14 protein-coding genes and 2 pseudogenes are annotated in these 13952 nt (G+C 70.5%); 10 read left to right on the plus strand and 6 right to left on the minus strand.

The window, feature by feature from the left end; all coding sequences use genetic code 11:
- Positions 1–146 precede the first annotated feature (146 nt).
- The gene (locus AC3WSN_RS05590) at positions 147–899 is read right to left on the minus strand and encodes a phosphodiester glycosidase family protein (protein ID WP_192710020.1); all 753 of its coding nucleotides are present in this window, start codon (positions 897–899) and stop codon (positions 147–149) included.
- 201 nt (positions 900–1100) lie between these two features.
- Between AC3WSN_RS05590 and AC3WSN_RS05595 the strand changes: the two genes are divergently transcribed.
- The 3 genes from AC3WSN_RS05595 to AC3WSN_RS05605 all read left to right on the plus strand — a co-directional run bounded on the left by AC3WSN_RS05595 (position 1101) and on the right by AC3WSN_RS05605 (position 3907).
- A complete protein-coding gene (locus tag AC3WSN_RS05595) occupies positions 1101–1601 on the plus strand; it encodes a hypothetical protein (RefSeq protein ID WP_492543021.1) in 501 nt (166 codons plus the stop codon).
- A 129-nt stretch (positions 1602–1730) separates the two neighbouring features.
- A complete protein-coding gene (locus AC3WSN_RS05600) occupies positions 1731–3035 on the plus strand; it encodes an MFS transporter (protein WP_492536686.1) in 1305 nt (434 codons plus the stop codon).
- 2 nt (positions 3036–3037) lie between these two features.
- Positions 3038–3907: an amidohydrolase family protein gene (locus AC3WSN_RS05605; RefSeq protein WP_492536687.1), complete on the plus strand. Its 870-nt coding sequence runs from the start codon at positions 3038–3040 to the stop codon at positions 3905–3907.
- Between the two features lie 101 nt (positions 3908–4008).
- On the opposite strand, the gene AC3WSN_RS05610 is transcribed toward AC3WSN_RS05605, so the two are convergent.
- Positions 4009–4206 (minus strand): hypothetical protein, encoded by a 198-nt coding sequence (locus AC3WSN_RS05610; protein WP_192710023.1) that lies wholly within the window; start codon positions 4204–4206, stop codon positions 4009–4011.
- A 69-nt stretch (positions 4207–4275) separates the two neighbouring features.
- On the minus strand, positions 4276–5595 hold the full coding sequence (locus AC3WSN_RS05615) for an MFS transporter (protein WP_192710024.1): 1320 nt from the start codon (positions 5593–5595) through the stop codon (positions 4276–4278).
- Positions 5596–6013: 418 nt separating this feature from the next.
- Here AC3WSN_RS05615 and AC3WSN_RS05620 point away from each other — a divergent pair, with 418 nt between their 5' ends.
- Positions 6014–6829 carry a trypsin-like serine peptidase gene (locus AC3WSN_RS05620; RefSeq protein WP_492536688.1) on the plus strand — a complete coding sequence of 272 codons (816 nt, stop codon included), beginning with the start codon at positions 6014–6016 and terminating at the stop codon, positions 6827–6829.
- Positions 6830–6863: 34 nt separating this feature from the next.
- Here the strand turns inward: AC3WSN_RS05620 and AC3WSN_RS05625 are convergent, their stop codons facing one another.
- A complete protein-coding gene (locus AC3WSN_RS05625) occupies positions 6864–7424 on the minus strand; it encodes a cupin domain-containing protein (RefSeq protein ID WP_012318079.1) in 561 nt (186 codons plus the stop codon).
- A 167-nt stretch (positions 7425–7591) separates the two neighbouring features.
- Between AC3WSN_RS05625 and aptA the strand changes: the two genes are divergently transcribed.
- Both aptA and AC3WSN_RS05635 read left to right on the plus strand, forming a co-directional pair.
- The gene (aptA, locus tag AC3WSN_RS05630; protein ID WP_492536689.1) at positions 7592–8926 is read left to right on the plus strand and encodes an omega-aminotransferase AptA; all 1335 of its coding nucleotides are present in this window, start codon (positions 7592–7594) and stop codon (positions 8924–8926) included.
- A 118-nt stretch (positions 8927–9044) separates the two neighbouring features.
- Positions 9045–10106 carry an SDR family oxidoreductase gene (locus AC3WSN_RS05635; RefSeq protein WP_492536690.1) on the plus strand — a complete coding sequence of 354 codons (1062 nt, stop codon included), beginning with the start codon at positions 9045–9047 and terminating at the stop codon, positions 10104–10106.
- A 110-nt stretch (positions 10107–10216) separates the two neighbouring features.
- On the opposite strand, the gene AC3WSN_RS05640 is transcribed toward AC3WSN_RS05635, so the two are convergent.
- Positions 10217–11509: an ArgE/DapE family deacylase gene (locus AC3WSN_RS05640; RefSeq protein WP_492536691.1), complete on the minus strand. Its 1293-nt coding sequence runs from the start codon at positions 11507–11509 to the stop codon at positions 10217–10219.
- Between the two features lie 252 nt (positions 11510–11761).
- Here AC3WSN_RS05640 and AC3WSN_RS05645 point away from each other — a divergent pair, with 252 nt between their 5' ends.
- From AC3WSN_RS05645 to AC3WSN_RS05655, 3 genes are all read left to right on the plus strand, one after another.
- Positions 11762–12400, plus strand: coding sequence for a L,D-transpeptidase (locus AC3WSN_RS05645; protein ID WP_492536692.1), 639 nt, complete (start codon positions 11762–11764; stop codon positions 12398–12400).
- Positions 12401–12551: 151 nt separating this feature from the next.
- Positions 12552–13037 carry an SRPBCC family protein gene (locus tag AC3WSN_RS05650; RefSeq protein WP_192710030.1) on the plus strand — a complete coding sequence of 162 codons (486 nt, stop codon included), beginning with the start codon at positions 12552–12554 and terminating at the stop codon, positions 13035–13037.
- A gap of 199 nt (positions 13038–13236) precedes the next feature.
- On the plus strand, positions 13237–13581 hold the full coding sequence (locus AC3WSN_RS05655; protein ID WP_192710031.1) for a hypothetical protein: 345 nt from the start codon (positions 13237–13239) through the stop codon (positions 13579–13581).
- Here AC3WSN_RS05655 and AC3WSN_RS05660 read toward each other — a convergent pair.
- A pseudogene (locus AC3WSN_RS05660) lies at positions 13572–13872 on the minus strand (LysR substrate-binding domain-containing protein); the annotation flags it as partial. The gene AC3WSN_RS05655 and the pseudogene AC3WSN_RS05660 sit on opposite strands and share 10 nt — an antisense overlap.
- Here AC3WSN_RS05660 and AC3WSN_RS05665 point away from each other — a divergent pair.
- Positions 13835–13951, plus strand: a pseudogene (locus AC3WSN_RS05665) (NAD(P)H-dependent oxidoreductase); the annotation flags it as partial. The pseudogenes AC3WSN_RS05660 and AC3WSN_RS05665 sit on opposite strands and share 38 nt — an antisense overlap.
- Position 13952: the final 1 nt, after the last annotated feature.

The following is a 13952-nucleotide window of genomic DNA, read 5'->3' on the forward strand; positions in this document are numbered from 1 at the left end:
GCCCAGTCATTCCGGGGCGCCGCAGGCGAGCCCGGAATCCAGAACCTTTGTGAGTGCCGAAGCTTGCCGCCGTTCGAGCCGGCCCGATCGCGGACCGGGAGCGAGAGGCAGGCTTCCCCTGCCGCCCCCAAAGCTCTGAACCGTCCTCAGCGCGGCAGCGCCCCGACCAGCGGCCCGAGCGGCCGGCTGATGTCGGTGCGGCCGAGATTCGGCGCGTAGAGGCTCGACACGGAGCCGTCGAGGAACAGGGCGTTCCGGCAGCCGAGATCGTCCCGGAACAGCCGCGCGAAGGCGCCGAAGGTCACCGGGCGCTCGGAGATGGCGAAGATCGCGACGTGCCCGTCCTCCGGGACGCCCACGCCGTTGCGGATCTTCTGGCTCGGCCCGTCGGTGGAGATCTTCGGGTGAATCTGGCCGTCGATCACCAGCATCGGCCCGGACTGCGTGGCGTAGTCCGGGCGGATCTTCGCCCGGAGATAGCGGGCCGTGTCGAGCACGCCCGCGCGCTCGCCCTTCACCCAGAAGATGCCGTTGGGCTTGAGGTGGAAGTTGCCCGGGCCATCGGCCGTCGAGACCCGCTTCATCTCGCGCCCGTCCTCGACGTAGAGGCCCACCGGCGCCTGGTCCTTGTCGTACATGCCGGCATTCATCGCGAAGCTGAGATGCCCGCCCTGCGTCTCGGCCAATGTGCCGAGCGAGCCGTAGGGCCGCCCATCCTGTTCGCGCCAGAACAACTTCAATCGCTGCCGCCGCAGGTCGATCGTACAGACCGTGAAGGTCTCGCCCTGCGCCTCGACGGCGCGGCAAGGCGTTGGGCCGGCCGGCGCCCCGCCAGCCCGGGCGGGGGCGGCCAGCGCGAGGAGCGCGATCAACAGGGCGTGAGCCGGGCGCATCGTCATCACTCGTTCCGGATTGCTCGGAGGGTTGGAGCGGGGTGTTACCGGGGCCTCTCGCCTCGGAAAGCGGCGATTTTGGAGCCCGGAGCAAGGCCGGGGCTTGCCGCGGCCGGCAGCGGCGGCGCGCCGCAAGAGGCGACTGGACCGTTTTCGGCCTTAAAACGTTTCTTGCCTCAGAGGGCGGTTTTCCACGGAGATGACGTGATGAAGGGTGCAGTGCTCGGCTCGGCCCTGCTCGCAGCGGGTGCCCTGGCTCTGGCGCCGGCCAGCGCGGATGCGCGCGGATTCGGCGGGGGTGGTTTCCACGGCGGCGGCTTCCACGGCGGCGGCTTCCACGGCGGCGGCTTCGGCGGCTTCCGGGGTGGCGGCTTCGGTGGCGGCTTCCGCGGCGCCGGCTTCCGCGGGGGTGGTTTCTATGGTGGTCGCGGCTTCTATGGTGGACGCGGCTACGGTTATGGCCGGGGCTACGGCTACGGCCTCGGCGGATTGGGCCTCGGCGTCGGCCTGGGTCTCGCGGCCGGCGGCCTCTACGGCGGCTATGGCGGCTACGGCTATCCGGGCTACGGCTACGGATACGGTGGCTACGCTCCGGTCGGCTACGGCTACGCCGGCGATTACGGCTATGGCGGCGGCTGCTACACGGTCCCGCGGGTGCGCTGGACCCCCTACGGCTACCGCCGGGTCCTGGTCGAGCGCTGCTACTGAGCGTTGATCGGGAAGCGAAAAGACGGGGAGAGGCCGCCTGCGGGCGGCCTTTTCCTTGCGTGGACCTCTCCGACGTTGGACAGCTCAGCCTAGGACGCTGATACTGGTATCGGACGGCGGGAGGCGGTGATGAGCACAGCAACCGGGCAGGGGAGCACCGGCGTGGACGCGGTCGAGATCCGCGACGCCAGCCTCACCGCCTTCTACCGATCGATGACGCCGCCGGAGCGGCACACGTTCTGGGCGTGCGCCGCCGGATGGTGCCTCGACGGCATGGACTTCATGATCTACCCGCTGGTGATCGGGACGATCATGGCCCTGTGGCACGTCGATTCCGGCACGGCCGGGCTCGCAGCCACGGTGACGCTGCTGGCCTCGGCAATTGGCGGCTGGCTCGCGGGCTTCATCGCCGACCGGATCGGCCGGGTGCTCACCCTGCAGATCACGATCCTCTGGTTCTCCCTGTTCTCGCTGCTCTGCGCCTTCGTGCAGAACTTCGAGCAGCTTCTCGTCGCCCGGGCGATCCTGGGCCTCGGCTTCGGTGGCGAGTGGGCGGCCGGCGCCGTGCTGATCGGCGAGACGATCCGGGCCGAGTATCGCGGCCGCGCCGTCGGCTCCGTCCAGTCCGGCTGGGCGATCGGCTGGGGCCTCGCGGTCCTGTCGCAGGCGGTGCTGTTCTCGATCCTGCCGCCCGAGACCGCGTGGCGCTGGATGTTCGCGGTGGGCGCGCTGCCGGCGCTGCTGGTCTTCTACCTGCGCCGCTACGTGAAGGAGCCGGAGGTCGCCGCCGAATCCCGCGCCCGGGCCGCCGCCACGGGCGACCGGCCGCAGATCTGGGAGATCTTCTCCGGCCCGATCCTCAAGACGACGCTGCTGGCCTCGCTGGCAGCGGCGGGCTGCCAGGGCGGCTACTACGCGATCACCACCTGGGTGCCGCGCTTCCTGACCACCGAGCGCCACCTGTCGATCGTCTCCTCCACCGGCTACCTCGCGGCCCTGATCGTCGGCTCGTTCACCGGCTACCTCGTGGGCGCCTGGCTCGCCGACCGGCTCGGCCGGCGGCCGCTGTTCCTGATCTTCTCGCTGGGCGCCATCGCGGTGATCGTCGCCTACACGCAGATCCCGCTCTCGAACGGGGTGCTGTGGGTGCTGGGCTTCCCGCTCGGCTTCTTCGCCTCCGGCTACTTCTCGGGCATGGGCGCGTTCCTGACCGAACTGTATCCGACCCGCCTGCGCGGCTCGGGGCAGGGGTTCTGCTACAATTTCGGCCGCGGCATCGGCGCCCTGTTCCCGGCACTGGTCGGCTACCTCGCGGAGCGCGCCGGTCTCGCCTCCGCCATCGCGATCTTCGCGGCCGTCGCCTACGGGATCTTCTTCCTGGCGGCCTTCGCGCTGCCCGAGACGCGCGGCAAGGTCCTGCACGCGGATAGCTGATCATGCCCGAGATCCGAGACTGCCCCGCCCCGGACCCGCACCCGGCAGGCCCGACCCGCTACGCCGTGCCGGACGGCGCGGTCGACACCCACGCCCACGTCATCGGCCTGCCGCCGGACTACCCGCTGGTGGCCGACCGCAGCTACACGCCCCCGGCGGCGCCGGCCGAGCGGTATCTCGCGATGCTCGACGGGACCGGCATGGCCAACGGCGTGCTGATCCAGGTCAGCGTGCACGGCACCGACAACCGGCTGATGGTCGAGACGCTGCGCGCCAACCGGCAGCGCCTACGCGGCATCGCGGTGATCCCGCTCGGCCTGCCCGACGCGGAGCTCGCGGCCCTGAAGGAGGCCGGCGTGGTCGGCCTGCGCCTCAACGTGCTGTTCGGCGGCGGGGTCGGGCTCGACGCGGTCGAGTCCTACGGGGCGCTCGCCCGCGAGATGGGCTGGCACCTCCAGTTCCTGCTCGATGCCCGGGAGCTGCCGCCGATCGCCGGCCGCCTGTCGCGGCTGCCGGTGCCGCTGGTGTTCGACCACATGGGCCACATGCCGACCTCGGCCGGCCTGGACCACCCGGGCTTCGAGGCGCTGCTCGGCCTCGTCGCCGACGGCAACTGGGTGAAGCTGTCTGGTGCCTTCCGGGATTCCGTGACCGGCCCGCCCTACGCGGACACGATCCCCTTCGCCCGGGCGCTCAACGACGCCGCGCCGGAACGCTGCCTCTGGGGCTCGGACTGGCCGCACGTGGCCGCCTGGGACGGGCCGCCGCAGACTCGGGACCTCCTCGACCTGATGGCCGACTGGGTGCCGGACGCGGACAGGCGCCGGATGGTGTTCGTCGACAACCCGCGGCGGCTCTACGGCTTCGGATAGGGGCGGGCGTTCGACAGGCCCCGAAGAGCCCGCCGTCATCGCGAGCGCAGCGAAGCGACCCAGGGCCGCGCGAGGCCCGGAAAGCGGGGGCGGTGTTTCCGTCAGACCCGCAGGTCGACGCTCAGCCCCTGTCCGGGAGGCGCGGGCGGACCGGCACTCGCCGCCTGGGCCGCGCTGTCAGCCACGAGCCCGGCCACCGCCTTGTCGGCCGAGAGCTGCTGCCTGGCGACGGCGATGCCGATCTGCTGGTTCTGGGACGAACCCAGCATCTGCACGGCGGCTGCGGCGATCGAATCCATGGCGCTGATCCTAGATCACGGGCCTGAATCCGGCGTTACCCGGATCCAGCGCCTTTGATCGGCTTGCGCTCACCCGTCCAGGAAGCCCCGCTGCCGCGCGCGGTAGCCGCCGATCGCCGTGACGCACAGGAACGACACGCCGGCCAGCGCCGTGCCGAACACCGCGATCGGCCACCAATGGCCCTGGAAGCGCTCGGCCAGCACGGTGCCGATGATCGGGGTCAGCCCGCCGGCGAGCGCGCCGCAGAACTGGTAGGCGATGGAGATCGCCGTGTAGCGGACCCGCGTCGGGAAGGCGCCGGCGAGATAGCCGGCGATCACCGCGTAGAAGGTCCCGGTGCCGATCACGTTGAGGGCGAGGCCCAGCACGATCAGCGTGACCGACTTGGTCTCGACCAGCCAGAACAGCGGGTAGGGGGCCAGCATCGCCCAGACCAGCGTCCCCTGCAGGAACAACCGCTCGTTGCGGATCAGCTCCGCGATCCGGGCGCCCACCGGCGTCATCACCAGCTGCACCACGGCGCCGATCAGCAGGGCGTCGAGGATCGTTGCGCGTGCAATGCCGAGATACTGCGTAGTGAACGCGATCATGAAGGTGTTGAACAGGTAGACCGAGGCAATCGCGAAGGTGTTGGCGCCCGCCGCCAGCAGCACCGGCTTCAGGCTGGTCGTCAGGACCTCGCGCACGGGCGCCTGCGGCGGTCCGCCGGCGGCCCGGGCCTTCTCGAAGGCCGGCGATTCCGCAACGCCGAGGCGGATCGCCAGCCCCACGAACAGCAGCAGGATGCTCACCAGGAACGGCACCCGCCAGCCCCAGGTCAGGAAGCTCTCCTTGTCGAGCAGGCCGGCGAGGCGGAAGGCCAGCAGCGACAGGATCTGCCCGGCCGGGCTGCCGAGCTGCGCGAAGGAAGCGAAGAAGGTGTTGCGCCCGGCCGGCGCGTGCTCGGCGGCCATCAGCACGGCGCCGCCCCACTCGCCGCCGACCGCGAGTCCCTGGATCAACCGCAGGACGACCAGCATCACCGGCGCCCACAGGCCGACGGAGGCGTAGGTCGGCAGAAGCCCGATGCACGAGGTCGCGATGCCCATCATCACGAGCGTCGCCACCAGGGCGCGCTTGCGCCCGAACCGGTCGCCGAGATGCCCGAAGATCAGGCCGCCCAGCGGCCGGGCCAGGAAGCCGACCGCGAAGGTGCCGAAGGCCGAGAGCGTGGCGATGTAGGGCGATTCCGCCGTGAAGAAGAGCGGCCCGAACACCAGGGCCGCCGCGGTGCCGTAGATGAAGAAATCGTACCACTCGATCGTGGTGCCCACGAAGGCCGCGAGCGCCGCGCGCGCCGACTGGTTCTGTCCGGGTCCGGCGGCCGGGGCTGCGGTGGTGACGGCCATCAATCCTCGCGCGCATCGGTATTTTGAATTCAGGGGTGCCCCTCGCATGCGCCAGGACCAGAGTGGGGTAAAGGGCCCGCGCGGGCGGGCGCCTTACGGTCGATGCTTTTCCGAACCGACCGGCAGCGAAATTCGCGAGCGCCAACGATCGTGGTCGAACGGACGCGGCGTCACGGCTTCGGGCACGCGCCAACGGTCCGACGGCCCCTTGGGGGCGGCGGCCGGTGACAAGGACGACAGGTCCGCCGGTACGCGCCTGCAGGATCGAAGCTCCTACTTATCGTTGCTTTACGAAACCGGAGCGTTGATTACGATGGGTCGAAATTCGAGGTTCGCGAGATCGCGCAGGATAAAGATGATTCCTCCGCGACTTAGCAACTGACAATCAAGTCCTCCGCGTCAACTTACCAGCACTTCAATGACCAGGACCATCGAAAATCTGATCTTTCCCGTCATCGTGTCGGTGATAATCTCGACCAGTGACGCGCGCGCCGTTGACCTTGTTCCTTACGCCGACCTCATTCTGGTATCCGGCCAAAGACCCTTCTGCCACGGCATCGTGATCGACAGAACGCTGTTTACCGCCGCGCATTGCCTGAAGATGGGCCCGGCGCAGAAGAGTATTCTCTATTTGTCGCATGGCGCCCTGAAGCGCGTGAATCTCGCCGCGACCGCCTTCCAGTTTCCGTCGCGCAGGAGCGGGTCCGGTTCAGAACTGGATCTCGGCGCAATCCGGATCGCGCAAGACCTCGCACCCGACGCGGATGGGATCCTGAGCCTGAGCGAACATCCCATCGTCACGCAGCTTGGACACGCGGAAAACGCCTATCTGGAGCAGCGAAGCGGCCCCTTCACCGATCAGCAGGGTCAGCCCTCCACGTGGAGACGCGTGCTTGGGCTGACCTACAGGGGGAAGATGGAGACGCGTCTCAAGTTCGTCCTTCGTGTCCCGTCCGGCCTGCCCCGCGACGTCGTCCTCGACGACGATGGACACCTTGTGCGTGCTCCGGCCGACTCGCTTCCGGTGCCCGAAGACGAATCCGTGTGCCAGGGCGACTCGGGTTCTGCCGTATTCGCCGAGATCAACGGCACCAAGAATCTTATCGGCTTCGCCAGCGCGGGCGAATATGACTTCCGGACCGGCAACCGCTTCTGCGGGAACACGCTCTGGACCACCCGCCTCGATCAGGACGGCATCGCTTGGATCAGGGAGCGTCTCGGCAACCCGTCCTGATCCGGTGGGAGGGGCAGCCAGAGACGCGGCCGTCTCAAAAACTCGGCGGCGTGCAGGCGCTCACCACCTCGCACGGGTTGGGCCCGACGCAGCGGAACCGGTGGGGACGGCGGCTGTCGAAGCTGTAGGCGTCGCCGGGGCCGAGGATCCGGCGCTCGGCATCCACCGTCACCTCCAGGCGGCCGGAGAGCACGATGCCGCCCTCCTCGCCCTCGTGGGAGAGCGGCACCCGGCCGGTATCGGCGCCGGGCTCGTAGCGCTCCTTGAGGATCTGGAGCTTGCGCCCGAACAGGCTGTCGCCGACCTGGCGGTACGAGATCGCCCCCTTGGCGGCCCGGCGGCCGATCTCGGTCAGCTCCTCGGCGGCGAAGAACGCCTTGCGCTCCGGCTCCGGCTCCAGGGCGAAGAACTCGGCCATGCCGATCGGCACTCCATCGAGGATCCGCTTCAGGGCCCCCACCGAGGGATTCACCCGGTTGGCCTCGATCAGCGAGATCGCGGAATTGGTCACCCCGGCCCGCTTGGCGAGCGTCCGCTGCGACAGGCCGTGGCGGGCGCGCACGAAGCGCAGCCGCGCGCCGACATCGATGCTCATCCGGCTCAGGCCCGTTTCAGGTGTTGCGGATTCCGCAACGGTGCCACCCGCGGCCCCGATCCTGCAAGAGGTTGGCGGCGGCCAGAAAAGGACTTGTTGCCCGATCGGCGAAGGTGTCCCCTGGTCCCGCCGCCCGATCCGCGCCGCCCGCTCCGGAGAACCGCCCCATGACCGACCATCCGCTCCGCAACACGCCCGCGATGGACGCCTTCTGGATGCCGTTCACCGCCAACCGCCAGTTCAAGGCGGCGCCGCGCCTGCTCGTGTCGGCCGAGGGCATGCACTACACCGCCGATGACGGCCGCAAGGTCCTCGACGGCTCCGCGGGGCTCTGGTGCGTCAATGCCGGGCACGGACGCCGGGGCATCGCGGCGGCCGTGGAGCGCCAGCTCGCGACCCTGGACTTCGCCCCGACCTTCCAGATGGGCCACCCCATCGCGTTCGAATTCGCCGAGCGGCTGGCCGAGATCGCCCCGGGCGGTCCGGACAAGCGGCTCGACCGCGTGTTCTTCACCAATTCCGGCTCGGAATCGGTCGACACCGCCCTCAAGATCGCGCTGGCCTACCAGCGGGCGATCGGGCAGGGGACCCGCACCCGGCTGATCGGCCGCGAGCGCGGCTATCACGGCGTCGGCTTCGGCGGCCTGTCGGTCGGCGGCATCGTGTCGAACCGGCGGGTCTTCCCGCAGCTCAACGGCACCGACCACCTGCGCCACACCCATGATCCGGCCCGCAACGCCTTCGTGAAGGGCCAGCCCGAGCACGGCGCGGAGCTCGCCGAGGATCTGGAGCGGCTGGTGGCGCTCCACGGGGCCGAGACCATCGCGGCCTGCATCGTCGAGCCGGTGGCGGGCTCGACCGGCGTGCTGATCCCGCCGAAGGGCTACCTGGAACGCCTGCGCGAGATCTGCACCAAGCACGGCATCCTGCTGATCTTCGACGAGGTGATTTCCGGCTTCGGCCGCCTCGGTGCGCCGTTCGCGACCGACTTCTTCGGCGTGGTCCCGGACCTCGTGACCAGCGCCAAGGGACTGACCAACGGCACGGTGCCGATGGGCGCGGTCTTCGCGAGTCGCGCGGTCCACGACGCGCTGATGCAGGGCCCGGACGGGATCGAGCTGTTCCACGGCTACACCTATTCCGGGCACCCGATCGCCTGCGCGGCTGGCCTCGCGACGCTGGACATCTACCGGGAGGAAGGGCTGCTCACCCGCGTCGCCGACATCGCCGACGACTGGGCGGCGGCGATGCACGACCTGCGCGGGCGCAAGAACGTCATCGACATCCGCACCATCGGCCTCGTCGCCGGCATCGAGCTGGCGCCGCGTCCGGACGCGGTGGGCAAGCGCGCCTACGAGGTGTTCGTGGACTGCTTCGAGCGCGGCCTGCTCACCCGGGTGACCGGCGACATCATCGCGCTGTCGCCGCCGCTGATCATCGAGCGCGGCCAGATCGGCGAGATCGTGGACATCCTGGGCGCCGCGATCGACCGGGTCGCCTGAGCCCTGCGCAGGCAAGCCCGGCGCCGGGCGCCCTTGCGGTGAGCGCCGCCCCGCCGCATCTCCCCGGGCCCGGCCTCAGGCCGGGTCGCGGGGGCGAGGGTTTGCAGCGAGGGTTTCCATGTCGAACACCGCCCTGATCGTCGGCGCCAGCGGGATCGTCGGCAGCGCCACCGCGGCGCTGCTCCACCAAGAGGGCTGGCGGGTCGCGGGCCTCGCGCGCCATCCGGCGGCCCAGGCGGGCGTCGAGCCGGTGGCGGGCGATCTCCAGGATCCGGCCTCCCTGGAGCGGGCGCTCGCCGACCTTGCCCCGACCCACGTGTTTCTCGCGACCTGGCAGCGGCGCCCCACCGAGGCGGAGATGATCCGCGTCAACCGCGCGATGGTCGAGAACCTGCTGGACGCGCTCCGCCCGAAGACGAGCGTCCGCCACGTCGCCCTGGTGACCGGGCTGAAGCACTATCTCGGCCCGTTTGAGGCCTACGGCAAAGGCAAGCTCCCGCAGACGCCGTTCCGCGAGGACCAGGGCCGCCTCGACATCGAGAATTTCTATTACGCCCAGGAGGATGCGGTGTTCGCGGCCGCCGCGCGCGACGGCTTCAGCTGGAGCGTCCACCGCCCGCACACGATCATCGGCAAGGCGGTGGGCAACGCCATGAACATGGGCACGACGCTCGCCTGCTACGCCACCCTGTGCCGGGAACTGGGGCGGCCCTTCATCTTCCCGGGTTCGGCCGCGCAGTGGAACGGGCTCACCGACATGACCGACGCGCGGCTTCTCGCCCGCCAGCTGCTCTGGGCCTCGACGGAGCCGAAGGCCGCCAACGAGGCGTTCAACGTCGTGAACGGCGACGTCTTCCGCTGGAGCTGGATGTGGGGCCGGATCGCCGCCTGGTTCGGAATCGAGGCGGTGCCGTTCGACGGCACGCACCGGCCCCTGGAACCGCGGATGGCGCAGGACGGCCCGGCCTGGGCGGAGATCGCGCAGCGCTACGGCCTCGCCGAGCCGAACCTCGAGAAGCTCGCCTCGGCCTGGCACACGGATGCCGATCTCGGTCGGCCGATCGAGGTCGTCACCGACATGAGCAAGAGCCGCCGCCTCGGCTTCACCGCCTACCAGCCGACGGACGACGCGTTCTTCGACCTGTTCGGCCAGCTCCGCGCAGACCGGCTGATCCCCTGACGGGGATCACCGCCGTCATCGCAAGCGCAGTGAAGCGACCCAGGGCGGCGCGACATCGGTCGGCGTAGCGCGCCCGTGGATTGCTTCGCTCCGCTCGCAAGGACGGCGGCTCACCCGGCCTTGCGCTCCGTCCCGCACCACTCGGCCACGAACAGCGCCATGGTGGTCGTGATCCGCTTCACCGAGGCGAGGCTCACGCGCTCATCGAAGCCGTGGATGTTCTGGGAGGTCGGGCCGTAGCAGAGGGCCGGGACCTTATCGTAGAGGGCATGCACCCGGGTATCGAGGTACCCCGCGGTCATGAAGCTCTGGAGCGGTGAGCCGATCGCCCGCTCATGGGCGCGGCCGAGAACGGCCTCCGCCTCCGAACCTTCCTCCAGCACGTAGCCCTCGGCGAAGAAGCCGTTGAAGACCACACGCGGCGGGCTGTTGGCCAGGAACGGGTCGGTGCGGGAGAAGGACGCCACCGCGGCCTCGATCTCGGCGGCGGCCTGCGCGGCGGTGACGCCCGGGTAGAGCGCGACCCGGCAGTGGATCCGGCACCAGGCCGGGACCGAGGAGGCCCAGTCGCCGCCCTCGATCTTGCCGATATTGAGGTTGATCGGGTGGTCCTCGGTCTCGAAGTGCGGGTGCGCGGCCTTCTCGGCGTTCCAGCGGTCCTCGACGGCGCGCAGCGCGCCGATCACCCGATAGGTGGCGTCGATGGCGTTGGCGCCGGCGCCCATCTCGCGCACGTGGACCGGGACGCCCCGGACCTCAACGGTGAACCAGAGCACGCCGGTATTGGCGCGCACGAGCTTCTCGTCCTCGGGCTCCGGGATCAGCACGGCGTCGGCGCGGTAGCCGCGCAGGTGGGTCATCAGGGCGCCGTTGCCGGTGGATTCCTCCTCGACCACCGACTGCACCGTCACGGAAGCCGCCGGCTGCAGGCCGAGCCGGGTGAGCGCGTCGAGGGCGAACAGGTTGGCGGCGTGCCCAGCCTTCATGTCGCCGGCGCCGCGACCGTACATCCAGTCGTCCTGGATCACCGGGTCGAAGGGCCGATGGGTCCAGAGGTCGAGGGGACCCGGCGGTACCACGTCGACATGGGCCTGCAGGATCAGCGAGCGCCCGGTCTCGGTGCTCGGCCGATGGTGGCAGACGACGATCGGCGCGTCCGAATGGTGCGCGTCGTCGATCTTCGAGCCGCCCGGATGATCCGCGATGGCGGCCCGGTCCATAGCGAAGCGCTCCGCGGCGTAGCCCCGGGCGCGGAACTGATCGAACACGTAATCCTGGCAGGCATGCTCCTCACCGCGCAGGGACGCGAACCGGACCAGCGCCTGCGTGTGAGCGACCTGATCGGCAAAACCCTCCGCCACGGAGGCTTCGATCTCGGCGGCGAGGGTGGGGTCGAGGGCCATGGGAACTCCGAACCGTCTGCGGCCGGGAGGAAGCGCCCGGGCTCGGGCAGCTGTCAACCGGCGGTTGTCGGGAGCACGGCGCGTGCCGCGGACCCTGCGCGCGCGGCACCCCTCCGATGCGGCGGATGACGACCCGCCGCGCACCCGCTCAGCAAAGCGTGACTACGCACCGCCTGCAACCGCTGGAACCGCGCTGTTGCCAACGGCTTAGCCTGTCGGCAAACCCGCGAGGTTTCGCAGTCGGAGTCGCTCATGCGTATCGGTCTGATCTCGATCCTGTCCGGCGTTCTCCTGTGGGCCGCGGCGCCCGGCGCCGCCAACGCGGACGTGCTCGTCAATGTCGACAAGACCACGCAGCGCATGGAGGTCTCGGTCGACGGGCAGCCGCGCTATTCGTGGCCGGTCTCCACCGGCGTCGCGAGCTACGACACCCCGGCCGGATCCTACCGCCCGTTCCGGATGGAGCGCACGCATTTCTCGAAGGAGTGGGACGACGCGCCCATGCCCTTCGCGATGTTCTTCACAACCCAAGGTCACGCCATCCACGGCACCAACCACGTGCGCAGTCTCGGCCGCGCGGCGTCGCACGGCTGCGTGCGCCTGTCGGTGCGCAACGCCGCGACGCTGTTCAACCTCGTGAAGAGCCAGGGTATGGGCCGGACCCGCGTGGTGATCGACGGGGCGGATGCCCCGGTCGCGGAGCGCGGGCAGCGCGGGGTCCGCGTCGCCCGGCACCGCAGCCCCTACGAGACGGACGATCTGCTGGCGGACAGCGACCAGATGGGCCGCCGGTCGCTGCCGGCCTATTATCGCCCGGCCGCGCGGCCCGCCTACGCGCCGGCGACGGTCTACGGCTACCCGGCCGACACCGACGCGATGGACAGCTGGTAGCCCGTCCCGGAACCGCGTCGTCCGCCCGCGAACGTCATGGCCGGACGACGCGACCCATTGCCGAGGGCGGGATGGCGGCCTAGCTCCTGCGCGGCCATTAGAGCCTGCGCGGCCCCTGCCGCGACCTGAGACGGACGGAGACACCCCCAAGATGCCCCTCGCTTTCTGCCGGTCCCTTCCCATCGCCGCCCTGGCGCTCGCCGCGGCCACCGTGCCGGGCTACGCCCTGGAGGTGACGCGCTCGGCCGACATCGCCGCGCCCCCGGCCAAGGTCTGGCAGACCATCGGCGAGTTCTGCGGCATCGGCGACTGGCACCCGGCGATCGAGAAGTGCGCCCTGTCCGACAAGGACGGCATGAAGGTCCGCACCCTCAGCCTGAAGGGCGGCGGCACCATCAAGGAGGAGCAGGTCTCCCGGGACGACAAGGTGATGAGCTACACCTACACGATCCTGGAGAGCCCGCTGCCGGTCTCGGACTACAAGTCGACCCTCTCGGTCGCTCCTGCGGGCTCCGGCTCGAAGGTGACCTGGACCGGGACATTCAACGCGAAGGGTGCGCCCGACACCGTCGCCACCGACGCGATCCAGGGCATCTACGATTCCGGCCTGAAGGCCCTCGCCGATAAGGCGAAGTAAGCCCGTCACGATTCGGAGCGCGCCGTCGACGCCGGATGCCGGCGGCGCGCACCAAGACCTTCCGACGACAGCGGAATCGTGCGTTTCCGACGTTCTGCGCCCCGCGTTTCGCGCCCCTTCGGCATGTGGCCGGCGCGATTGACCCACTGCCAAGCTCGGCTCAAAACCTCGGCGGCGCGGCCCCTCGCGCCCCAACAGGATGATCGCCGTGCCCGCGTCCCGCCTCCCGATGCGCCTCAGCCTCGTCGCCCTCGCCGTTGCGGCGCTGGGCGCCTGCCAGCAGCGCGCCACGCCCGCGGTCATGGAGCCAGCGCCGGTCGTCCCGGCCCCGCTGGCGCTCCCCACGGGGAGTGGCTGCGGTCCGGAGGTCGCGCGCACCCGGGCGATCGTCGCCAGCGACGTGGCGACCGGAAACCTCAACGCGCCGGTGGGCGAGCGTTTCGACGCCGACCTCGCGCGCGCCGCCGCGGAATGCGCGGCCGGCAAGTCGGGCGAGGCCCTGCATCTGCTCGCCGCCGCCAAGAGCCGCTACGGCTATCGCTGAGCCGGCGTCGCGCCGGGCTCCGGCGCGATCCCCGGGACCGCGCGGAGCTCCGCGGCGAGGCAATCCGCCAGCAGCCGGACCCGCGTGATCCCGGCCCGCTCCGGCACGATCAGCAGGCTGAGCGGCACGGACGGCACGGCGTAGTCCGGCAAGACCGTTTCGAGCCGCCCATCGGCGAGGCAGTCCGCGACCAGCCAGCGGTGCGCGGGGGGCGATGCCGCGCCCCGCCAGGACCGCCGCCCGCGCGACGCCCCCAATCCCGTTTCGGCCGCAGAACGGCGGCGATTGCCGCATCCCGAGCATGCAGCTCCGGCCAGGGCTGGAGGCCCCGGGCACGCACGTGTTCACCCTCCACCGCGACGGCGCATGAC

The sequence above is a fragment of the Methylobacterium sp. FW102-HT35C08 genome, assembly GCF_058790235.1.

Excerpts from the sequence above, each read along its gene's own strand:
- AC3WSN_RS05590 (WP_192710020.1), bottom strand. The coding sequence starts at position 899 with ATGACGATGCGCCCGGCTCACGCCCTGTTGATCGCGCTCCTCGCGCTG.
- AC3WSN_RS05595 (WP_492543021.1), top strand. The coding sequence starts at position 1,101 with ATGAAGGGTGCAGTGCTCGGCTCGGCCCTGCTCGCAGCGGGTGCCCTG.
- AC3WSN_RS05600 (WP_492536686.1), top strand. The coding sequence starts at position 1,731 with ATGAGCACAGCAACCGGGCAGGGGAGCACCGGCGTGGACGCGGTCGAG.
- AC3WSN_RS05605 (WP_492536687.1), top strand. The coding sequence starts at position 3,038 with ATGCCCGAGATCCGAGACTGCCCCGCCCCGGACCCGCACCCGGCAGGC.
- AC3WSN_RS05610 (WP_192710023.1), bottom strand. The coding sequence starts at position 4,206 with ATGGATTCGATCGCCGCAGCCGCCGTGCAGATGCTGGGTTCGTCCCAG.
- AC3WSN_RS05615 (WP_192710024.1), bottom strand. The coding sequence starts at position 5,595 with ATGGCCGTCACCACCGCAGCCCCGGCCGCCGGACCCGGACAGAACCAG.
- AC3WSN_RS05620 (WP_492536688.1), top strand. The coding sequence starts at position 6,014 with ATGACCAGGACCATCGAAAATCTGATCTTTCCCGTCATCGTGTCGGTG.
- AC3WSN_RS05625 (WP_012318079.1), bottom strand. The coding sequence starts at position 7,424 with ATGAGCATCGATGTCGGCGCGCGGCTGCGCTTCGTGCGCGCCCGCCAC.
- aptA (WP_492536689.1), top strand. The coding sequence starts at position 7,592 with ATGACCGACCATCCGCTCCGCAACACGCCCGCGATGGACGCCTTCTGG.
- AC3WSN_RS05635 (WP_492536690.1), top strand. The coding sequence starts at position 9,045 with ATGTCGAACACCGCCCTGATCGTCGGCGCCAGCGGGATCGTCGGCAGC.
- AC3WSN_RS05640 (WP_492536691.1), bottom strand. The coding sequence starts at position 11,509 with ATGGCCCTCGACCCCACCCTCGCCGCCGAGATCGAAGCCTCCGTGGCG.
- AC3WSN_RS05645 (WP_492536692.1), top strand. The coding sequence starts at position 11,762 with ATGCGTATCGGTCTGATCTCGATCCTGTCCGGCGTTCTCCTGTGGGCC.
- AC3WSN_RS05650 (WP_192710030.1), top strand. The coding sequence starts at position 12,552 with ATGCCCCTCGCTTTCTGCCGGTCCCTTCCCATCGCCGCCCTGGCGCTC.
- AC3WSN_RS05655 (WP_192710031.1), top strand. The coding sequence starts at position 13,237 with ATGATCGCCGTGCCCGCGTCCCGCCTCCCGATGCGCCTCAGCCTCGTC.